The organism is Pseudomonas sp. TE50-2 (genome assembly GCF_040813665.1).
In the GTDB taxonomy this organism is placed as follows: Bacteria; Pseudomonadota; Gammaproteobacteria; order Pseudomonadales; family Pseudomonadaceae; genus Aquipseudomonas; species Aquipseudomonas soli.
In genome coordinates this window covers 1795792-1817379 of the sequence record NZ_JBFNXN010000001.1, presented here as the reverse complement: position 1 = coordinate 1817379, position 21588 = coordinate 1795792, and the positions used below count along the sequence as shown (strand labels likewise).

The 21588-nt window shown below is 64.3% G+C and carries 18 protein-coding genes; 10 read left to right on the top strand and 8 right to left on the bottom strand.

The annotated features are described in order from the left end of the window. The first annotated feature begins 112 nt into the window (after nt 1–112). The 7 genes from AAHK21_RS08280 (at nt 113) to pcaC (ending at nt 6930) form a co-directional block, all read left to right on the top strand. Entirely contained in the window at nt 113–973 is an 861-nt protein-coding gene (locus AAHK21_RS08280) for a CoA transferase subunit A (protein ID WP_367856972.1), read from the top strand. Further along, complete coding sequence (locus AAHK21_RS08275; RefSeq protein WP_367856971.1) at nt 970–1749, top strand: CoA-transferase subunit beta; 780 nt, start codon at nt 970–972, stop codon at nt 1747–1749. The genes AAHK21_RS08280 and AAHK21_RS08275 overlap by 4 nt, the downstream gene beginning before the upstream one ends. Beyond that, nucleotides 1746–2951 carry a 3-oxoadipyl-CoA thiolase gene (gene pcaF / locus AAHK21_RS08270; protein WP_367858970.1) on the top strand — a complete coding sequence of 402 codons (1206 nt, stop codon included), beginning with the start codon at nt 1746–1748 and terminating at the stop codon, nt 2949–2951. Before AAHK21_RS08275 ends, pcaF begins: the two co-directional genes overlap by 4 nt. Before the next feature lie 120 nt (nt 2952–3071). Further along, on the top strand, nt 3072–4361 hold the full coding sequence (locus AAHK21_RS08265; RefSeq protein ID WP_023632037.1) for an MFS family transporter: 1290 nt from the start codon (nt 3072–3074) through the stop codon (nt 4359–4361). A 9-nt stretch (nt 4362–4370) separates the two neighbouring features. Then, on the top strand, nt 4371–5723 hold the full coding sequence (locus AAHK21_RS08260; RefSeq protein WP_367856970.1) for a 3-carboxy-cis,cis-muconate cycloisomerase: 1353 nt from the start codon (nt 4371–4373) through the stop codon (nt 5721–5723). A gap of 12 nt (nt 5724–5735) precedes the next feature. Then, on the top strand, nt 5736–6527 hold the full coding sequence (pcaD, locus tag AAHK21_RS08255; protein ID WP_313047651.1) for a 3-oxoadipate enol-lactonase: 792 nt from the start codon (nt 5736–5738) through the stop codon (nt 6525–6527). Nucleotides 6528–6537: 10 nt separating this feature from the next. Then, the gene (gene pcaC / locus AAHK21_RS08250; protein ID WP_046856920.1) at nt 6538–6930 is read left to right on the top strand and encodes a 4-carboxymuconolactone decarboxylase; all 393 of its coding nucleotides are present in this window, start codon (nt 6538–6540) and stop codon (nt 6928–6930) included. A gap of 74 nt (nt 6931–7004) precedes the next feature. Here the strand turns inward: pcaC and AAHK21_RS08245 are convergent, their stop codons facing one another. Continuing rightward, on the bottom strand, nt 7005–7529 hold the full coding sequence (locus AAHK21_RS08245) for a DUF962 domain-containing protein (protein ID WP_367856968.1): 525 nt from the start codon (nt 7527–7529) through the stop codon (nt 7005–7007). Between the two features lie 92 nt (nt 7530–7621). Between AAHK21_RS08245 and AAHK21_RS08240 the strand changes: the two genes are divergently transcribed. Continuing rightward, nucleotides 7622–8308, top strand: a complete 687-nt coding sequence (locus AAHK21_RS08240; protein ID WP_134691483.1) for a Crp/Fnr family transcriptional regulator — start codon at nt 7622–7624, stop codon at nt 8306–8308. On the opposite strand, the gene AAHK21_RS08235 is transcribed toward AAHK21_RS08240, so the two are convergent. The 5 genes from AAHK21_RS08235 to ttgA form a co-directional block, all read right to left on the bottom strand. Further along, nucleotides 8208–9191 carry a LysR family transcriptional regulator gene (locus tag AAHK21_RS08235; protein ID WP_367856967.1) on the bottom strand — a complete coding sequence of 328 codons (984 nt, stop codon included), beginning with the start codon at nt 9189–9191 and terminating at the stop codon, nt 8208–8210. The genes AAHK21_RS08240 and AAHK21_RS08235 overlap by 101 nt on opposite strands. 221 nt (nt 9192–9412) lie before the next feature. Further along, complete coding sequence (locus AAHK21_RS08230) at nt 9413–10666, bottom strand: OprD family porin (protein ID WP_367856966.1); 1254 nt, start codon at nt 10664–10666, stop codon at nt 9413–9415. Nucleotides 10667–10894: 228 nt separating this feature from the next. Then, entirely contained in the window at nt 10895–12340 is a 1446-nt protein-coding gene (locus AAHK21_RS08225) for an AdeC/AdeK/OprM family multidrug efflux complex outer membrane factor (protein ID WP_046856915.1), read from the bottom strand. Then, the gene (gene ttgB, locus AAHK21_RS08220; RefSeq protein ID WP_367856965.1) at nt 12337–15489 is read right to left on the bottom strand and encodes a multidrug efflux RND transporter permease subunit TtgB; all 3153 of its coding nucleotides are present in this window, start codon (nt 15487–15489) and stop codon (nt 12337–12339) included. Before ttgB ends, AAHK21_RS08225 begins: the two co-directional genes overlap by 4 nt. A 3-nt stretch (nt 15490–15492) precedes the next feature. Beyond that, nucleotides 15493–16647, bottom strand: coding sequence for a toluene efflux RND transporter periplasmic adaptor subunit TtgA (ttgA, locus tag AAHK21_RS08215; protein ID WP_046856913.1), 1155 nt, complete (start codon nt 16645–16647; stop codon nt 15493–15495). A gap of 258 nt (nt 16648–16905) precedes the next feature. On the opposite strand from ttgA, the gene ttgR reads away from it, so the two are divergent. Beyond that, nucleotides 16906–17538, top strand: a complete 633-nt coding sequence (gene ttgR / locus AAHK21_RS08210) for an efflux transport transcriptional regulator TtgR (protein ID WP_023630222.1) — start codon at nt 16906–16908, stop codon at nt 17536–17538. 151 nt (nt 17539–17689) lie between these two features. On the opposite strand, the gene AAHK21_RS08205 is transcribed toward ttgR, so the two are convergent. Then, the gene (locus AAHK21_RS08205; RefSeq protein ID WP_367858969.1) at nt 17690–19141 is read right to left on the bottom strand and encodes an MDR family MFS transporter; all 1452 of its coding nucleotides are present in this window, start codon (nt 19139–19141) and stop codon (nt 17690–17692) included. A gap of 53 nt (nt 19142–19194) precedes the next feature. Continuing rightward, nucleotides 19195–20157 carry an IS110 family transposase gene (locus tag AAHK21_RS08200; RefSeq protein WP_367856008.1) on the bottom strand — a complete coding sequence of 321 codons (963 nt, stop codon included), beginning with the start codon at nt 20155–20157 and terminating at the stop codon, nt 19195–19197. Nucleotides 20158–20716: 559 nt separating this feature from the next. Between AAHK21_RS08200 and AAHK21_RS08195 the strand changes: the two genes are divergently transcribed. Then, a complete protein-coding gene (locus AAHK21_RS08195; protein WP_023630223.1) occupies nt 20717–21586 on the top strand; it encodes an oxaloacetate decarboxylase in 870 nt (289 codons plus the stop codon). Nucleotides 21587–21588: the final 2 nt, after the last annotated feature.

Genomic DNA, 21588 nt, shown 5'->3' with positions numbered 1-21588 from the left:
AGTGCGATTATCGGATTGAGATACCCCCCTCAGTCTCCTTAATCTGGGCCCATCGCAGCGATGCATCGGCCCGCTGCTCACTGACCCGACTCGACCTGACCAGGAGTCTCCAATGGCAGCAATCCTCTCGCTTCACGAGGCCGTGAAGCAGTTCATCCAGGATGGCGACAGCGTCGCCCTCGAAGGTTTCACCCACCTGATCCCGACCGCCGCCGGCCACGAGATCATCCGCCAGGGCAAGCGCGACCTGACCCTGGTGCGCATGACCCCGGACCTGATCTACGACCAACTGATCGGCGCCGGCTGCGCGCGCAAATTGATCTTCTCCTGGGGCGGCAACCCCGGCGTCGGTTCGCTGCACCGCCTGCGCGACGCGGTGGAGAAACAGTGGCCCCACGCCATCGAGATCGAGGAGCACAGCCACGCCGACCTGGCCAACGCCTATGTCGCCGGCGCCTCCGGCCTGCCGTTCGCGGTGCTGCGCGCCTACGCCGGCTCCGACCTGCCGAAGGTCAATCCGCTGATCAAGTCCGTCACTTGCCCGTTCACCGGCGAAGTGCTCGCCGCCGTGCCGTCGGTGCGTCCGGACGTCACCGTGACCCATGCGCAGAAGGCCGACCGCAAGGGCAACGTGCTGCTGTGGGGGATCCTCGGCGTGCAGAAGGAAGCGGCGCTGGCAGCCAAGCGCTGCATTGTCACCGTCGAGGAGATCGTCGATGACCTGCAGGCACCGATGAATGCCTGTGTGCTGCCGACCTGGGCCCTCAGCGCGGTGTGCCTGGTGCCCGGCGGCGCCCACCCGTCCTACGCCCACGGCTACTACGAGCGCGACAACCGCTTCTACCAGGCCTGGGACCCGATTGCCCGTAACCGTGAGTCGTTCACTGCCTGGATCGACACCTATATCCGTGGCACCGCCGATTTCACCGAATTCCAGGCCAGGCTGGCCAGCACCGCGGAGGCCGCGCAATGAGCTACTCCACTTCCGAAATGATGACCGTCGCCGCCGCCCGTCGCCTGCGCAACGGCGCTGTCTGCTTCGTTGGTATCGGCCTGCCGTCCAAGGCCGCCAACCTTGCGCGCCTGACCTCGTCGCCTGACGTGGTGCTGATCTACGAGTCCGGCCCGATCGGTGCCAAACCCAGCGTGCTGCCGCTGTCCATCGGGGACGGCGAGCTGGCCGAGACCGCCGACACCGTGGTGCCGACCGGCGAGATATTCCGCTACTGGCTGCAAGGCGGGCGCATCGACGTCGGCTTTCTCGGCGCCGCCCAGGTTGACCGCTTCGGCAACATCAACACCACCGTGGTCGGTGACTACCACGCACCGAAAACCCGTCTGCCGGGTGCAGGCGGCGCGCCGGAGATCGCCGGTTCCGCCAAGCAGGTGCTGATCATCCTCAAGCAGTCGCCGCGGGCCTTCGTCGACAAGCTCGACTTCATCACCTCGGTCGGCCATGGCGAAGGCGGCGATTCGCGCCAGCGCCTGGGCCTGCCGGGTGAGGGGCCGGTCGGCATCATTACCGACCTGTGCATCATGGAGCCGGAGGCGGGTACCCACGAGTTCGTGGTCACCTCGATCCACCCAGGCGTGACCCGCGAGCAGATCATCAAAGCCACTGGCTGGGCGATCCGCTTTGCCGAGGACGTGCAGCAAACCGCGGCACCCAGCGAGGTAGAGCTGTCCGCTTTGCGCGATCTTGAAGCGCGTACCGCCGCCGCCCATGGCCAGACGGCAGGAGAAGCCTGATGCGTGACGTCTTCATCTGCGACGCTGTTCGTACCCCTATCGGCCGTTTCGGCGGGGCCCTGGCCGGCGTGCGCGCCGACGACCTGGCGGCAGTGCCGCTCAAGGCATTGATCGAGCGTAACCCGGGTGTGCAATGGGATCGGCTCGACGAAGTGTTCTTCGGCTGTGCCAACCAGGCTGGCGAGGACAACCGTAATGTGGCGCGCATGGCGCTGTTGCTGGCCGGCTTGCCACACAGCGTCCCAGGCGTGACCCTCAACCGCCTGTGCGCCTCGGGCATGGACGCCGTCGGCAGCGCCTTCCGTGCCATCGCCAGCGGCGAGATGGAGCTGGCGATTGCCGGTGGCGTCGAGTCGATGTCCCGCGCACCGTTCGTGATGGGCAAGGCCGAGAGCGGCTACTCGCGCAACATGAAGCTCGAGGACACCACCATCGGCTGGCGCTTCGTCAATCCGTTGATGAATGCCCAGTTCGGTGTGGACTCGATGCCGGAGACCGCCGACAACGTCGCCGATGATTACCAGGTGTCGCGTGCCGACCAGGATGCCTTCGCCCTGCGCAGCCAGCAGAAGGCAGTCGCCGCGCAGGCCGCCGGCTTTTTCGCCGAGGAAATCGTGCCGGTGCGTATCAAGCACCGCAAGGGTGAGACGGTGGTCGAGCACGACGAACATCTGCGCCCGCAGACCACGCTGGAGGCACTGGCCAAGCTCAAACCAGTCAACGGCCCGGACAAGACCGTCACCGCTGGCAACGCCTCGGGTGTCAACGACGGTGCCGCCGCGCTGATTCTGGCGTCGGCCGAGGCGGTGAAGACGCACGGTCTTACCCCACGTGCCCGGGTGCTGGGCATGGCCAGCGCTGGTGTGGCGCCACGGGTGATGGGCATCGGCCCGGTGCCCGCGGTGCGCAAGTTGACCGAGCGTCTTGGCATTGCCGTGGCCGACTTCGATGTTATCGAGCTCAATGAAGCCTTTGCCAGCCAGGGCCTGGCGGTGTTGCGCGAGCTGGGTGTGGCAGACGACGCACCGCAGGTGAACCCCAACGGTGGCGCCATCGCCCTGGGGCATCCGCTGGGCATGAGCGGGACACGTCTGGTGCTGACGGCGTTGCATCAGCTGGAGAAGAGCGGCGGGCGCAAGGGGTTGGCGACCATGTGTGTGGGCGTTGGGCAGGGGTTGGCGTTGGCTATTGAAAGGATCTGATCCTTTGGAACCCATCGCTCCCGCGATGAGGCCGGTAGCCATGACGCACGGGCAAGGCGGAACGAGTGTGTAACCAGGTCTGTCTAGAATTACCTGTGACCCTCCAGGAGCAAACGCACCATGACCTCAACCTATTACACCGGCGAAGAACGCAGCAAGCGTATCTTCGCCATCGTCGGCGCCTCGTCGGGCAACCTGGTGGAATGGTTCGACTTCTATGTCTACGCCTTCTGCGCCATCTACTTCGCCCCGGCCTTCTTCCCCTCCGATGACCCCACGGTGCAGTTGCTCAACACCGCCGGCGTGTTCGCCGCGGGCTTCCTGATGCGCCCTATCGGCGGCTGGATCTTCGGCCGCCTGGCCGACCGTCACGGGCGCAAGAACTCGCTGATGATTTCGGTGCTGATGATGTGCGGCGGCTCGCTGATCATCGCCTGCCTGCCCACCTACGCCAGCATCGGCACCTGGGCGCCAGCGCTGCTGTTGCTGGCGCGGTTGATCCAGGGGCTGTCGGTGGGCGGCGAGTACGGCACTACCGCCACCTACATGAGCGAAGTGGCGCTGCGTGGGCAACGCGGTTTCTTTGCCTCGTTCCAGTACGTCACCCTGATTGGCGGCCAGTTGCTGGCGGTGCTGGTGGTGGTGATCCTGCAGCAACTGCTCACCGAGGACGAACTGCGCGCCTATGGCTGGCGCATCCCGTTCGTGGTCGGTGCCATTGCCGCGTTGATCTCGCTGATGCTGCGCCGTTCGCTGAAGGAGACCAGCAGCGCCGAGACCCGCCAGGACAAGGATGCCGGCAGCATCAGCGGGCTGTTCCGCAATCACGCTGCCGCGTTCATCACGGTGCTGGGCTATACCGCCGGTGGTTCGCTGATCTTCTATACCTTCACCACCTACATGCAGAAGTACCTGGTCAACACCGCCGGCATGAATGCCAAGAGCGCCAGTTTCGTCATGACCGGCGCGCTGTTCCTGTTCATGATCCTGCAGCCGCTGTTCGGCATGCTCTCCGACCGCATCGGTCGGCGTAATTCGATGCTGCTGTTCGGCGCACTGGGGACGCTATTCACCGTCCCCTTGCTGATGGCGCTGAAGACCGTGACCAGCCCGTTCATGGCCTTCGTGCTGGTGACCCTGGCCTTGTGCATCGTCAGCTTCTACACCTCCATCAGCGGCCTGGTGAAGGCCGAGATGTTCCCGCCACAGGTTCGCGCATTGGGCGTGGGGCTTGCCTACGCCGTGGCCAACGCGGTGTTCGGCGGCTCGGCCGAATACGTGGCACTGGGCTTGAAAACCTTGGGGATGGAGAACACCTTCTATTGGTACGTGACTGCCATGATGGCGGTGGCTTTCCTGTTCAGCCTGCGCCTGCCGAAGCAGGCGGCGTACCTGCACCACGATCACTAAGGACGTTGCATGAGCAACCAACTGTTCGACGCCTACTTCACCGCCCCGGCCATGCGCGAGGTTTTCTCCGACCGGGGCCGGCTGCAGGGCATGCTCGACTTCGAGGCGGCCCTGGCCCGCGCCGAAGCGGCCGCCGGGCTGGTGCCGCACACGGCGGTGACTGCCATCGAGGCGGCCTGCAAGGCCGAGCGCTACGATGCCCGGGCGCTGGCCGACGCCATCGCGGTGGCCGGCAATTCGGCGATCCCGCTGGTCAAGGCCATGGGCAAGGTGGTCGCCAGTGGCGTACCCGAGGCCGAGCGCTACGTGCACCTGGGCGCCACCAGCCAGGATGCGATGGACAGCGGCCTGGTGCTGCAACTGCGCGAGGCCCTGGGGTTGCTCGAAAACGATCTCGGCAAGCTGGCCGACACCCTGGCGCATCAGGCATTGCAGCATGCCGACACGCCGCTGGTGGGGCGGACCTGGCTGCAGCATGCAACGCCGGTGACGCTGGGCATGAAGCTGGCCGGTTTGCTCGGCGCCCTCACTCGCCATCGGCAACGCCTCAAGGAACTGCGCCCGCGCCTGCTGGTGCTGCAGTTCGGTGGCGCTTCCGGCAGCCTGGCGGCGCTGGGCAGCAAAGCGCTGCCGGTGGCCGAGGCCCTGGCCGCGCAACTGAAGCTGGCCTTGCCTGAACAGCCATGGCACACCCAGCGTGACCGCCTGGTGGAGTTCGCCTCGGTGCTGGGCCTGGTCGCTGGTAGCCTGGGCAAGTTCGGTCGTGACGTCAGCCTGCTGATGCAGACCGAGGCGGGCGAGTTGTTCGAACCCGCCGCGCCGGGCAAGGGCGGGTCCTCGACCATGCCGCATAAACGCAATCCGGTCGGGGCGGCGGTGCTGATCGGCGCCGCTACCCGCGTGCCCGGGCTGCTTTCGACCTTGTTCAGCGCGATGCCCCAGGAGCACGAGCGCAGCCTCGGCCTGTGGCACGCCGAGTGGGAAACCCTGCCGGAGATCTGCTGCCTGGTCTCCGGAGCCCTGCGCCAGGCCCAGCTAATCGCCGAAGGCATGGAGGTGGACGTCGAACGCATGCGCCGCAACCTCGACCTCACCCAGGGCCTGGTGCTGGCCGAGGCGGTCAGTATCGTCCTTGCCCAACGCCTGGGCCGCGACCGTGCCCATCACCTGCTGGAGCAGTGCTGCCAGCGCGCCGTGGCCGAAGGGCGCCATCTGCGTGCAGTGCTCGGTGATGAGCCGCAGGTCAACGCCGAGTTGTCCGGCGACGAGCTCGACCGCCTGCTCGACCCCACCCATTACCTGGGCCAGGCCCGCGTCTGGGTGGCGCGCGCCGTGGCCGAACATCAACGTTTCACTGCCTGATAGGAGACCGCTGTGGCGCATTTGCAACTGGCCGATGGCGTACTGAACTACCAACTCGATGGTCCAGCCGATGCGCAGGTGCTGGTGCTGTCCAACTCCCTGGGCACCGACCTGGGCATGTGGGACGAGCAGATTCCCGCCTGGAGCGAACACTTTCGCGTGCTGCGCTACGACACCCGTGGCCATGGCGGCTCGCTGGTCACTCAAGGCCCCTACAGCATCGAACAGCTGGGGGGCGACGTGCTGGCCCTGCTCGATGCGCTGGACATCGAGCATGCGCACTTCGTCGGCCTGTCCATGGGCGGCCTGATCGGCCAGTGGCTGGGCATCAACGCCGGCCACCGCCTGCACAGCCTGACCCTGTGCAACACTGCGGCGAAGATCGCCAACGACGAGGTCTGGAACTCCCGCATCGACACGGTGCTCAAGGGGGGGCAGCAGGCCATGGCGGACCTGCGCGACGGCTCCATCGCCCGTTGGTTCACCCCGGCCTTCGCCCAGGCGCAGCCGGCCGAGGCCCAGCGCATCTGCCAGATGCTCGCGCACACCAGCCCAGAAGGTTATGCGGCCAACTGCGCGGCGGTACGTGATGCCGATTACCGTGAACAGCTGGGGCGCATCCAGGTGCCGACGCTGGTGGTGGCGGGCACCGCGGACGTGGTCACCACGCCTGAGCATGGCCGCTTCATGCACAGCCGCATCGTCAACGCGACCTATGCCGAGTTCCCGGCGGCGCACCTGTCCAACGTCGAGATCGGCGCGGCCTTCACCGCCCGTGTGCTCGATTTCCTGCTGGCCCGCTGAGGAACCTGCCATGGATGAGAAACAACGTTACGAAGCCGGCATGCAGGTGCGTCGCGCGGTGCTCGGCGATGCCCACGTGGACCGCAGCCTGGAAAAGCTCAATGATTTCAACGGCGAGTTCCAGGAGATGATCACCCGGCACGCCTGGGGCGATATCTGGACCCGCCCCGGCCTGCCCCGGCACACCCGCAGCCTGATCACCATCGCCATGCTGATCGGCATGAACCGCAACGACGAACTCAAGCTGCACCTGCGCGCGGCCGCCAACAATGGCGTGACGCGGGAGGAAATCAAGGAAGTGATCATGCAGAGCGCGATCTACTGCGGGATACCGGCGGCCAATGCCACGTTCCACCTGGCCGAGTCGGTGTGGGATGAACTCGGGGTGGAGTCCAGGCAGTAACTCATCGCTCCCACGCCTCGGGAATCGGCGCGTGGGAGCGGCGGTGCGCCGATGCGGCTTGCCCCGCGATTACTTCAGATGACTGCTTTCTTCTGGCGAACGGCGACAGGCCCGGCATTGGCCTCCACGGCCTTTTTCAGCTCGCCGCACAGCCCAGCCATGAACGCCAGCTCCGCCACCACGAACAGCGGCCCGACGATCAGCCCGCTGAGGTCATCGACGAATGCCGGCTTGCGCCCTTCGTAGGCATGTCCGACGAACTGGATGATCCAGCCCACCACGAACGCACCCAGCCCGGCACTCAACCACAGCCCGGTACTCTGTACGGCCAGCGCCTGGCCGGCCCACAGGCACAAGCCCAGCAGCAGGCCCATCACCAGGCCGAAGCGCAGGTCCAGGCGCAGGTAGAACCACACCGACCAGATCGCCAGCAGCAGTGCCGGCGACAGCCAGAGGCCCGCCACGTCCCAGCCCGGGCGTGACAGCAGCACGGCCACGGCCAGCACGATCAGCGGAATGCCGATGAAGTGGGTGGCGATGTTGCGTGGATCGCGGTGGTAGGCCGCATATTGACTCAGGTGCTCGACGAGGTTTTTCATTGTTGTTCCTCCATCAGGGGTGAGCACAGCTTGCCCCTGTTCATTCATCGTCGTCTGTCGCCTGGCCGACAGAGTTCGCTTTGCGAGGTGCCATGCACGATCCGCGTACTCAGCTGCTGCATGGCCAATGGTTCCGGCAGTTGCCCGTTACCGTTCAGGATAGTCTGCTGGCCCTGGGCCGTCCGCGTGAGCTGGCAGCAGGGCAGCGTCTGTTCCAGCGCGGCGATGCGCCGTGTGGCCTGTATGCGGTACTCGAAGGGGCGATGCGGGTCGGGGCGGTCAGCAGCGCAGGCAAGGAGGCGTTGCTGACGCTGGTCGAGTCACCCCATTGGTTCGGCGAGATCAGCCTGTTCGATGGCCAGCCGCGCACCCATGACGCCTATGCCGAGGGGCCGACACGCCTGCTGTGGATTCCCCAGGCGCCGTTGCTGGAATGGTTGGCCTGCCAGCCAGAGCACTGGCGCGACCTGGCCCTGCTGATGAGCCACAAGTTGCGCTGGGTGTTCGTCGCCCTCGAGCAGCAGAGCCTGCTGGCCGCCGCGCCGCGGGTGGCGCAACGGCTGTTGCAGATGGCCGAGGGCTATGGTGAGCGCGATGTCGCCCAATGGCGGTTGCAGGTGTCCCAGGAACAGCTGGCCTTGATGCTGTCGCTGTCGCGCCAGACCATCAACCAGATCCTCAGGAGCCTCGAACAGGCCGGCGTGGTGCGCCTGGGCTATGGCGAGGTGGAGATTGTCGATGCGCCACGTCTGCGGGCGATGGGGCAGCATCCAGGCTGACCAGGGTGTCGATCATGGCCCGCGCCGCCGGTGACAGGCGCTGGCCACTGCGACTGATCACCCCACAGCGCACGCTGAGTACCTCCAGACCAGGCGGCAGGTTGCGCCAGTGCAGACGTACCAGATGGCCGGCGGCCAGGTCCTCGACCACCGCCTCTTCGCTGGCCGTGCCGATGGCGTCGCTGGCCAGCACCACGCTGCGCAGCACCGCCAGGTGCTCGGTCTGCAGGTGCGGGGTGAAGTCGGTGCGTCCGCTGAGATTGGCCAGGCGTTTGCGCACGCCGGGGGCCAGCAGGGCGCTGGCCAGCGGGTAGGCGAACAGGTCGTTGGTCGACAGGCTGTCCTTGGCCAGCAATGGGTGCCCGGGGCGGCAGAAGAACAGGCCTGGCCGCGGGGACAGTGCCTCGGTGTGGAAGTTGGGATCGGCCTCGAAGGGTCGCACGTCATCGACGAAAAACTCGATCTGCTCGCGACGCAGGGCCTGGCCCAGGCGCTCGGCATTGTCCACCAGCAGGTCGGTGCGGATACCGGGATGAGTGCTGATGAAATGTTGCAGGGCCTGGGGCACCAGTCGCACGGCCAGGGCCGGGCCGCTGCCGAAGTGCAGCTCTCCGGCATCGAGCTTGGTCATCTGCAGGACGTCGTTGTTCAGTTGCGCGGCGCCCTGGACCAGGCGACGGGCATGTTGCAACACCACCTGGCCCTCGGGGGTGGGGGGCAATGCCTTGCTGGCGCGATCGACCAGGGCACAGCCAAAGGTATGTTCGAGGTTCTGGATTGCGCGGCTGAAGGCGGGTTGGGTGATGCCCATGGCGTCGGCGGCGCGGACGAAACTGCGGTATTCGGTGAGGGCGATGAAATAGCGCAGTTGGCGGAGGTCCATGCTCGGGCTCTGGTGCGGGGATCGGAGCTTGGTTTTAGCGGCTTGTTACATATAGCGTCAAGGAATGTTATTTGATTTATATATATTTTTTAGTTATTTCCCTGGCGAGAGGTGCAATCGGGGCAAGTCGGGTCGCCGCATCGCCGCTCCCACGCCGCTCCTGCGTTGTGCGGGTGGCGTGGGAGCGGCGATGCGGCGACCCGACTTGCCCCGCGATGGCCTCAAAGGAGATTGAACGGGTAGCTGACAATCAACCGGTTCTCATCGAACGCGTTGCTGCTGAAATCCCTGCGCATGGTCGAATTACGCCACTTCACCGACAGGTCCTTGAAGGTCCCGGCCTGCACCACATAGGCCAGCTCGGTCTCCCGGGCCCATTCCTTGCCATCGTCCACAGTGCCGATATGCACGTTGTCGCCTTTGATGTAGCGGTTCATCAAGGTCAGGCCGGGGATGCCGACGGTGACGAAATTGAAGTCGTGACGCAGTTGCCAGGAGCGCTCCTTGGCATTGTCGAAGCTGGCGTTGTAACTGTCGTTGGCCAGCGTGCCGCCACTGGTGCCGTTGACCCGCATCCAGGCGTCGTCGCCACTGACCTTCTGCAGGCCGATATAGAAGGTGTGGCCCTGGTAGCGCGCCGAGAGCATGGCAGAGGCGGTGCGGTTGTCCAGGTCGCCGGCGCGGGCGCTGCCATCCTCCTTGCCGAGGAAGTAGCCCAGGTTGGCGCCCAAGGTCCAGTCGCCCAACGGCTGGCTGTGCACCAGGTTCAGATACTGCTGGCGATAAATGTCTTTCAGCCGGGCATCCCACAGGCCGAGCATCGTGCGTTTGTCGTTGAAGCTGTATTCGCCGCCGGCGAAGTTGAAGCGGTCGGAGGTGATACCGGCGCGTCCCTGCATGAACATGTCTTCCATGCTCGCATCGTTGCGCGGGCTGTTGCCGCGGAACTGGCCGGCGTACAGGGTCAGGCCGTCGATCTCCTTCGAGGTGAGCTGACCGCCGCGGAACGTCTGCGGGAGCGAGCGGCCATCGTCCGAACGCAGGATCGGCAGCACCGGCATCCACTCGCCGACTTTGAGTTCGGTCTGCGACAGGCGCGTCTTGAACGCCACCCCCAGGCGGCCGAAATCGTCCGCCGGGCGACCGTCGTCATGCACCGGCAGCAGGTGGGTGCCGGCTGTACCCTTGCCGCCATCGAGCTTGACCGAGTACAGCCCCAGCACATCGATGCCAAAACCGACGGTGCCCAGGGTAAAGCCGGAGCGGGCATCGAGAATGAAGCTCTGGGTCCATTCCTCGGCCTTGCCCTGGGGGTTGGCCGGGTCGACGAAGTTGCGGTTGATGTAGAAGTTGCGCAGGTTGAGGCTGGCCTTGGCGTCTTCCAGGAAGCCACCTTCGGCGGCCATGCCTGGCAAGGCGCAGGACAGGGCCAACAGGCCGGGCAGCAGCTGGCGTGCGGGTTGCAAAGTGCTCATCTGTCGTGGATCTCTTGTTTTTATTGGGCGAGCCGGGTCGCTGCGGGTGCGGCCGCAGGGATGGGCATCTTTAGAGAGAACTTGTGCAACGTTGCGGGGGCGATGGTGCGGGGGAGGGTGGGGGCTAGGCAATTCGTTGCAAGCGGAACGGGGCGGTTATCGAACGCAATGTGACCGCGCAACAAAAAGCCCACCGCAAGGGTGGGCTTGATGCTGTCAGCGAGCCAGTCAGCCTTTCGGTGTCTGGATCGAAGCCTGCTGCTGGGTCTGCTCGTACCAGCCGCCGCCGAGGGCCTTGTACAGGTTGACCTCGCTGACCAACTGCGACAGGCGATCACCGATCAGCGACTGCTGGGCGCTGAACAGGTTGCGCTGGGCATCGAGGAAGGTCAGGTTGCTGTCGATACCGATGCGGTAGCGGCGCTCGGCCAGGCGGTAGTAGTCCTGGTTGGCCGCGACCAGGTCGCGTTGCGCCTGCAGTTGCTCTTCGAACGTCTTGCGTGCGGCCAGGCCATCGGCGACTTCCTGGAAGGCGGTCTGGATGGTCTTTTCGTACTTGGCGACGTTGATGTCCTTCTGGATCTTCGAGTAGTCCAGGCTGGCCCGCAGGCTGCCGGCGTTGAAGATCGGCAGGTTGATCTGCGGCTGGAACAGCCAGGTGCCCGAACCGCCCTTGAACAGCCCGCCCATGTCCGGGCTCAGGGTGCCGGCGTTGGCGGTCAGGCTGATGCTCGGGAAGAACGCTGCCCGCGCCGCGCCGATGTTGGCGTTGGCGGCCTTGAGCAGGTGCTCGGCCTCCTGGATGTCGGGGCGGCGCTGCAGGATGTCGGACGGCAGGCCGGCCGGCACTTCGGCCAATTGGTCGGCATTGAGCTCCAGCGGCTTGGGCAGGTTGGCCGGCACGCCGGTACCTACCAGCACGGTGAGGCTGTTCAGGTCCTGGGCGACCAGGCGCTGGTACTGCGACAGCTTGACGCGTGCGCCTTCGACGGCAGTGCGGGCCTGGCTCAGGTCCAGGGCCGAGGCCACGCCCACCTCATTGCTGCGGCGGGTCAGGTTGTAGCTCTCTTCGTACGTCTTGAGCGTTTCTTCGGTCAGCTTCAGCAGCGCCTGGTCGGCCTGCCAGGTGTAGTAGGCGTTGGCCACGCTGGCCACCAGGCTGATCTGCGTGGAGCGGCGCGCCTGTTCGCTGGACAGGTAGGTTTCCAGGGCCTGCTGGGTCAGGCTGCGCACCCGGCCGAACAGGTCCAGCTCATAGGCGCTGACACCCAGGGTGGCCGAGTACTGGCTGCTGATGGTGGATTCGCCGGTCTGCGACATGTTCGCCGGCATCCGCTGGCGGCTGCCGCTGCCATTGGCGGAAACCGCCGGCAGCAGGTCGGCGCGCTGTATGCGGTACTGCGCGCGGTAGGCGTCGATGTTCAACGCCGCGACCCGCAGGTCGCGGTTGTTTTCCAGCGACGTCTGGATCAGTTGCTGCAGCGCCGGGTCGTGGAAGAACTGGCGCCAGCCCTGTTCGGCCGCGGCGACGTCGGCCGATTGGGTCGGCGAGTACGCAGGGCCTTGCGGCCACTGCGCGGCCACCGGCGCCTCTGGCGTCTGGTAGTCGGGGATCAGCGAGCAACCGCCGAGGATGAAGGCGGTTACCGCCAGGGACAACAAAGACTTGGTCATTGCCCAGCCTCATAACGTGGAGTTTCAGGGGTGGCGTGTTCTTTCGGCTCTTTGCTGCCGAACAGCGACGACACTGCGACGAAGAATAGCGGTACCCAGAAGATGGCCAGCACGGTGGCGCTGATCATGCCGCCGATCACACCGGTGCCGATGGCGTGCTGGCTGCCGGCGCCAGCGCCGCTGGCGATGGTCAACGGTACCACGCCGAGGATGAACGCCAGCGAGGTCATGATGATCGGGCGCAGACGCATGCGGCAGGCCTCGATGGCTGCGTCGTACAGGCTTTTGCCCTGTTCGTGCAGCTCCTTGGCGAACTCGACGATCAGGATGGCGTTCTTCGCCGCCAGGCCGATGGTGGTCAGCAGGCCGACCAGGAAGTACACGTCGTTGGACAGGCCGCGCAGGCTGGTGGCGAGCAGGGCACCGATGATACCCAGTGGCACTACCAGCACGACCGCGATCGGGATCGACCAGCTTTCGTACAGCGCCGCCAGGCAGAGGAACACGAACAGCACCGAGAGGGCGAACAGCGCCGGCATCTGTGAGCCGGAGAGTTTTTCCTCGTAGGACATGCCGGTCCAGGAGTAGCCGATGCCGGTTGGCAGTTCGCCGGCGATGCGCTCGACTTCGGCCATGGCCTCACCGGTACTGTAGCCCGGGGCCGGGGTACCGAGGATCTCGACCGCTTCCACGCCGTTGTAGCGCGACAGTTTCGGCGAGCCATAGCTCCACTCGCCCTTGGCGAAGGAGGAGAACGGCACCATCTCGCCCTTGCCGTTGCGCACGTACCACTTCTGCAGGTCTTCCGGGCTCATCCGGGCGTTTGGCGCACCCTGGATGTAGACCTTCTTGACCCGGCCACGGTCGATGAAGTCGTTGACGTAGCTACCGCCGAGGGCGATCGACAGGGTGTTGTTGATATCGGCGATGGTCACGCCCAAGGCACTGGCGCGTTCGTCGTCGATGGTCAGCTGGTACTGCGGCTCGTCGTTCAGGCCGTTCGGACGCACGGCGCTGAGGATCTTGCTCTGCGCGGCCTTGGCCAGGAACTGGTTGCGCGCTTCCATCAGCTTCTCGTGGCCGACCCCGGCGCGGTCCTGGAGGAACACGTCGAAACCGGTGGCGTTACCCAGTTCGAGTACCGCCGGCGGGGCGAAGGCGAACACCATCGCGTCGCGGAAGCTGAAGAAGTGCATCTGCGCGCGCTGGGCGAGGGCGAACACACTGTTCTCCTTCGAGCGCTCGCCCCAAGGCTTGAGCATGATGAATGCCATGCCCGAGCTCTGGCCGCGGCCGGCGAAGTTGAAGCCGTTGACGGTGAACACGGACGCCACTGTGTCGGCTTCCTTGTCGAGCAGGTACTCACGCATCTGGTCGACCACCACCTGGGTGCGCTCGGCACTGGAGCCGGCCGGGGTCTGTACCTGGGCGAACAGCACGCCCTGGTCTTCTTCCGGCAGGAATGCGGTCGGGATGCGCGCGAACAGCCAGATCATGCCGACCACGATCAGCGCGTAGGCCAGCAGGAACGGGATCTTGTTGCGCAGGATGGTGCCAACGCTACGCTCATAGCCGACGACGCTGCGGTCGAAGTTGCGGTTGAACCAGCCGAAGAAGCCGCGCTTGGCTACATGGTGCTCGCCCTTCTTCAGCGGCTTGAGCATGGTGGCGCACAAGGCCGGGGTGAAGATCAGCGCGACCAGCACCGACAGGCCCATGGCCGAGACGATGGTGATGGAGAACTGGCGATAGATCACACCGGTGGAACCGCCGAAGAAGGCCATCGGCAGCAGTACCGCCGACAATACCAGGGCGATACCCACCAGGGCGCCCTGGATCTGCTCCATGGAGCGCTTGGTCGCTTCCTTGGGCGGCAACCCTTCCTCGGACATCACCCGCTCGACGTTCTCCACCACGACGATGGCATCGTCCACCAGCAGGCCGATGGCCAGGACCATGGCGAACATGGTCAGGGTGTTGATGCTGAAGCCGGCGGCGGCGAGGATGCCGAAGGTACCCAGCAATACCACCGGTACGGTCATGGTGGTGATGATGGTGGCGCGGAAGTTCTGCAGGAACAGGTACATTACCAGGAACACCAGGACCACGGCTTCGATCAGGGTGTGGATCACCCCGCTGATCGATTCGGTGACCACCGGGGTGGTGTCATACGGGAAAACGGCCTTCACCCCCGGCGGGAAGAACGGCTCCAGGTCGCTGATGGTCGTGCGCAGCGCCTTGGCGGTATCCAGGGCGTTGGCGCCGGTGGCCAGCTTGACCGCCAGGCCCGAGGCCGGCTTGCCGTTGTACTGGGCGCTGATGGCGTAGTTTTCGCCGCCCAGGCCAACCTGGGCCACGTCGCCCAGGCGTACCTGGGAGCCGTCGGCATTGACCTTGAGCAGGATCTTCTCGAACTGCTCGGCGGTCTGCAGGCGGGTCTTGCCGATGATGGTGGCGTTGAGCTGGGTGCCTGGCAGCGCCGGCAGGCCGCCGAGCTGGCCGGAGGATACCTGCACGTTCTGCGCGGCGACCGCGGTGCGCACGTCGACTGGGGTCAGCTGGAACTTGTTCAGCTTGGCCGGATCCAGCCAGATACGCATGGCGTACTGCGCACCGAACACCTGGAAGTCGCCCACGCCTGCGGTCCGCGAGATCGGGTCCTGCATGTTGGAGACGATGTAGTTGGCCAGGTCGTCCTTGGTCATGCTGCCGTCTTCGGACACCAGGCCGATCACCAGCAGGAAGTTTTTCACTGCCTTGGTGACGCGGATACCTTGCTGCTGCACTTCCTGCGGCAACAGCGGGGTGGCCAGGTTCAGCTTGTTCTGTACCTGGACCTGCGCGGTGTCCGAGTTGGTGCCCTGCTCGAAGGTGGCAGTGATGGTCATGCTGCCGTCGGAGTTACTTTCCGACGACACATAACGCAGGTTGTCGATACCGTTGAGCTGCTGCTCGATCACCTGCACCACGGTGTCCTGCACCGTCTGCGCCGAGGCGCCCGGGTAGGTCACGGAGATGGCGATGGCCGGTGGGGCGATGCTCGGGTACTGGTTGATCGGCAGCTTCAGGATCGACAGGGCGCCGACCAGCATGATCACCAGGGCGATCACCCAGGCGAAGATCGGGCGATCGATAAAGAACTTCGACATGGTTTACTCCGCTTTGGCGTCAGCTTTGGCCGTGTTGGCCTGAGCAGGGCCGGCCGGCTTCTTGACGTTGGTGGCTTCGCTGACCTTGACCTCGACGCCGGGTCGCACGAACTGCAGCCCTTCGGTGATCAGGCGGTCGCCCGGGTTCAGGCCTTCCTCGATCAGCCAGTCGCTGCCCAGGGTACGGCTGGCCTTGAGCTGGCGCAGTTCGACCTTGTTTTCCTGGTTGACCACCAGCGCGGTCGGTGCACCCTTGAGGTCACGGGTCACGCCTTGTTGCGGGGCCAGGATGGCGTTGGCGTTGACCCCGGCCTTGAGCCGCGCATGCACGAACATGCCGGGCAGCAGGGTGTGGTCGGGGTTGGGGAAGATCGCGCGCAGGGTGACGGAACCAGTGGTTTCGTCGACCGCGACTTCGGAGAACTCCAGGCGGCCCTGTTGCTTGAACAGGCTGCCGTCTTCCAGCACCAGCTGAACCTGGGCGGCATTGTCGCCGGCCTTCTGCAGTTGGCCGCTTTCCAGGTCACGGCGCAGCTTGAGCAGCTCGGCGGTGGACTGGGTGACGTCGACGTAGATCGGGTCGAGCTGCTGGATGGTGGCCATGGCGTTGGTCTGGCCGTTGTTCACCAGGGCGCCTTCGGTGACCGAGGAGCGGCCGACGCGGCCACTGATCGGGGCCAGCACCTTGGTGTAGCGCAGGTCGATCTGGGCGCTCTTGAGCGACGCCTCGGCCTGCAATCGTTTGGCATTGGCGTCATCGTATTCCTGCTTGGAGACGGCCTGCTCGTCGATCAGTTGCTTGTAACGCTCGGCCAGCGAGCGGGTAGCCTGCAGGTTGGCCTGGGCGTTGGCCAGGTTCGCCTCGTAGACGGCTGGGTCGATCTGGTAGAGCTGTTGCCCTTCCTTGACGTCGCTGCCTTCCTTGAACAGGCGCTTGAGAATGATGCCGTTCACCTGTGGGCGGACCTCGGCCACACGGTAGGCGCTGGTGCGCCCCGGCAGTTCCGAGGTGAGGGTGAAGGCTTGCGGTTGTACGGTCACGACGCCGACCTGAGGAGCCTGCGGCGCAGGCGCTGCTTCCTCTTTCTTACAGCCACTGAGCAGGGTTGCCAGGGCCACGGCGGAAACCAGGGCGGTTACGGCTGGCTTGAATTGCATGAGGATCCTCGGGTCGCAGGAGCAGGGGAGCTCAAGAATATAGTGGAAGTGCTTTGTCAGAAAAACGCTATCCGGTGGATAAATAGCTTGCTAAGGAATATACTTACATTCATGGTTGTTTGTAAATAGCGCCGGTGCGTCGTGAGTGACCACCGCCGATCGCCCAAATCCACCCGGGAGCGGCCCTGAAAGAGCCTGCCCCGGCCTGATTCCCGCTCGCCAGATCGAGCGCGCGGGGCCTGATGAGGTTGTACTGCCATGGTCCGTCGAACCAAAGAAGAAGCCCAGGAAACTCGCGCCCAGATCATCGAGGCGGCGGAGAAGGCCTTCTACAAGCGCGGGGTAGCGCGTACCACCCTGGCCGACATCGCTGAGCTCGCCGGCGTCACTCGCGGGGCGATCTACTGGCACTTCAGCAACAAGGCCGAGTTGGTGCAGGCGCTGCTCGACAGCCTGCACGAGACCCATGACCACCTGGCCCGCGCCAGTGAAAGCGAGGATGAACTCGACCCGCTCGGCTGCATGCGCAAGCTGTTGCTGCAAGTGTTCAACGAGTTGGTGCTCGATGCCCGAACCCGGCGTATCAATGAAATCCTGCATCACAAGTGCGAGTTCACCGACGACATGTGTGAGATTCGCCAGCAGCGTCAGGGCGCGGTGCTGGACTGCCATCAAAGCATTGCCCTGGCCTTGGGCAATGCAGTACGTCGTGGCCAGTTGCCTGCCGAGCTCGAGATCGACCGGGCTGCGGTGGCCATGTTTGCTTATGTGGATGGCCTGATTGGCCGCTGGCTGCTGCTCCCGGAGAGCTTCGACCTGTTGGGCGATGTCGAGAAATGGGTCGACACCGGGCTGGATATGCTGCGCTTGAGCCCTGGCTTGCGCAAATGACACTTTGTTAACGATTGTGAGGAAGTGTTATCCCTTTTCGGTTAACGCAGGATTAATAGCGCGGGAGCGGGCTTGCCCGGCGATGACAACCTTCAGGCCGTGATGTCGCCTGGGCGGACGCTATCCCGGGGCAAGCCCGCTCCCGCGGCTTTCAGCGGCCGCGCAACTGTCTGTCCGGCAAGGCCAGCGCCGCTAACAGGCCGATCAGCGAAGCCCCGGCACTGACCAGCAACAGGCCGCGGAAGGTTTCCAGCAAACGCGCCTGGGTGTGCGGATCCGCCTCGCCCGCCTTGAGGCTGCCCAGCAGCGGGTTGCCCAGCACTTCGAAGCCACCCTGGTGCAACCACGCCAGCAACAGGCTGGACATGCACGCCACCCCCATTGCCCCACCCAGCGAGCGGAACAGGTTGGTGGTGCTGGTCGCCACGCCGATGTCCTGGCTGTCCACCGCGCTTTGCGTGCCCACCAGCGAGGTGGGAAATTGCAGGCCGCAGGCAATGCCTGTCAGCAGCATGAACAGCGCGCTCTGTAACCAGGCTTGCGGCGGCGTCAGCGCCATGGCTGCGATGGCCATTGGCATCAACAGCGCGCCTGTGAGGATCTGTGGCTTGAACCGCCCGGTGCGGCTGGTCATGCGCCCACCGGTGAAGGCGCCGATGGGCAACCCCATGGCCAGTGGCAGCAGGTGCAGCGCCGCGCTGTCGGCGCCGGCGCCGGTGATGCCCTGATAGCGCAAGGGCATCAGCATGGTCAGCGAAATGGACTGGAAACTGGCGAAGAAGATCACGCACCAGCACAGCACCGCGACCCGGTTGCCGAACAGGCCCAGAGGCAGCAGTGGCTCGCGGCAGCGCCGCTCGTGGGCTACGAACGCCGCCAGCCCCAGCAGCGCGCAGGCCAGCAACGCCAGGACTTCGGACGACTGCCAGGCATGTCCCTGGCCGACCAGGGTGATGCCCAGCAGCAGGCTGCCCAGGCCGAGGATCATCAGCACCGCGCCGAGGTAGTCGACCTGGGCCTGGCGATGCTTGACCGGCAACCCGTCCAGCGCCCGGTGGATCACCCACAGCGCGGTCAGCCCCAGTGGCAGGTTGATCCAGAACACCCAGCGCCAGGACAGGTACTCGGTCAGCCAGCCGCCCAGCACCGGCCCGGCGACGCTGGCCAGTGCGTACATGCTGCTGAAGTAGCCCTGGTAGCGACCGCGTTCACGAGGTGGCACGAAGTCGCCGATGATTGCCTGGCTGACCGACACCATGCCACCTGCGCCGATACCCTGAAGCACTCGGGCCAGCACCAGCTGCGGCATGTCCTGGGCCAGGCCGCAGGCCACCGAGGCCAAGGTGAACAGGGCGGTGCCGGTGAGGATCATGCGCCGCCGCCCGTACAGGTCACCGAGCTTGCCGTAGATCGGCACGGCGATGGTCATGGCGACCATGTAGCCGGAGATGACCCAGGCGAGCAGGCCGACATCGTTGAACTGCGCGGAAATCGCCGGCATGGACACGGCGACGATGGTCTGGTCGAGGGCACCAAGGAATATCGCCAGCATCAGGGCGGTGAGGACGCTGCGCAGAACAGTAGGGGGCAGGGCGGCGGTCACGGTGGGTACCTTGTGGTCAGAGCTGGCGCGATCGCGAGGCATCGTGGGAGATTCTATGGTTTGCAGCAAGCCAGTTTTCCGCCTTTAGTGACATATTCGTCCTGGTTTTTCATCAGGGCGAATGCCACTCGTGCAAGCTTTCTAGCCAGGATTACCAGCGCCTGTGTCGTTGCTTTACCCGCTTTCCGATATTGTTCGTAGACGTCTTTCCAAGCAGCCGATCGGCTCGCCGCCATGGCGGCGTTATGCAATAGACGCCTGATCTCCGAGCAGCCTCTTTTCGTCAGGCGGCGGCGTCCATTTTTCTGTCCTGAATCACTGACTCGTAGATCCATTCCCAGGAATGCAATGTACGAGTCACTGCTTTTGAACTCGCCCCGCATAAAGGCCATCACCAATGCCGTAGCGGTGAGAAAACCAATGCCCTCTATCGCTTGGCAGCGGGCAACTTGTTCGTGCAGGCCAGCTTCTCGCAGCACTTCCTTAATCTTTTTTTGGATCAGTAGATCCAGCCTGTCTATGGATTTTACAAAGGTTTTGAAGGCGACTTTCAACAAGGCTTCATTAGCCCAGCTCTGCATCATTGCAGTGCGAGCAGTCACCAAGGCCGATCTGCGTCGAAGAAGGCTCTGTAGCTTGCCGTAGACGGCGGGAGGAGGAGTCCAAGGGCGAAGGTCTTCCCCCTCGTTTTTCAAAAACCGGGACAGCAGCCGAGCATCAGAAGGATCCGTTTTCACTCGTCCACCCACGCTTTTCCGGTAGTTGCTCAGCTGGAACCCATCAATGACATACACCTCGAAGCCTAGGCTGTGAGCCAGTTCAACCAGATCGAGGTGATAAACATTAGTCGCCTCAACAGCAATAGCCGTGTTGAGAGGCTGCTGTTTCAGCCATCTTTTGATTTCGAGTTTGGCGTTTTTCAGCCTGATGACCTCATCGCGATCATCGTGATGAATCACCAGTTCAGCTTTCGCGACATCCGCACCCACGATCAGCTTGCCAACCTGCATTGCCATGGGCGCTTCCTCACGTTATGGTTTTTTGGCTTGAAGGGGTTTCACCAAGAGGCGCTGGCTTGCTTCTATCGTCGCTTGCAAACGATGCATTCTTTATCGGCGCTTTGGTGGAAGGGGTGGGGCGATGTCTCCCACGGTCTGTACTGATGCGAACAGTCAGAATCGGGCATTTAGTCCCACCACCCCTTCAAGTCTAACCATACAAGCGGGCTTGCCCCGCGATGGGCTCATTCATGGTAGGGCATTGTACGCTGAGTTACATAGCTACCTATGTACTCCGTGCATCCCCTATGCAAGATCGGCATTGGCGCATTCATCCAGTGCTGCATGGCCGCGTGATATCGTGGCTTGGCCGCAGAGGCTGAAATCCGGGGCCTGCACCAGCTTGGTGCAAGTATTTTCCAGAGGATTTCGCGTTGCTGTATGTCCACACCTTCTATTCCTCTGCCTGCATGTCGAGCATGACCGCCCTGATGGCGACGGTTGGAACAGTCAGGTAGACCCGATACAGGGGTCGGTTGTCAGCCGTTCACAATTTCTCATTACAAGCGGAGTGATCATGCCCAAGGCTTCCCACCACGATCTGCGTTTTGCCTTCCGCGAACTGCTTGCTTCAGGTTCGTGCTATCACACCGCGTCGGTCTTCGACCCGATGTCAGCCCGTATTGCCGCCGACCTTGGTTTTGAAGTCGGCATTCTCGGCGGTTCGGTCGCCTCGCTGCAGGTCCTGGCCGCGCCGGATTTCGCCCTGATCACCCTGAGCGAGTTCGTCGAGCAGGCTACCCGTATTGGCCGTGTCGCCCAGTTGCCGGTGCTTGCCGACGCCGACCACGGCTACGGCAATGCGCTCAACGTGATGCGCACGGTGATCGAACTGGAACGCGCCGGCGTTGCCGCGCTGACCATCGAAGATACCCTGCTGCCGGCCCAGTTCGGTCGCAAGTCCACCGACCTGATCTCGGTGGAGGAGGGCGTGGGCAAGATCCGCGCGGCGCTGGAGGCGCGGGTCGATTCGGCCCTGGCGATCATTGCCCGCACCAATGCCGGCGTGCTGACCACCGAGGAAATCATCGTGCGCACCCAGAGCTACCAGAAGGCCGGCGCCGATGGCATCTGCATGGTGGGGGTCAAGGACTTCGAGCAGCTCGAGCAGATCGCCGAGCACCTGAGCGTGCCGTTGATGCTGGTGACGTACGCCAACCCCAACCTGCGCGACGACGAGCGCCTGGCGCGCCTGGGCGTGCGTATCGTGGTCGACGGCCATGCCGCCTACTTCGCCGCGATCAAGGCCACCTACGATTGCCTGCGCCAGCAGCGTGGCCTGCAGCACAAGTCGGACAGCCTCGGTGCCACCGAGCTTTCGCACACCTACACTCAGCCCGAGGACTACATCCGCTGGGCGAAAGAGTACATGAGCGTCGAGGAGTGATC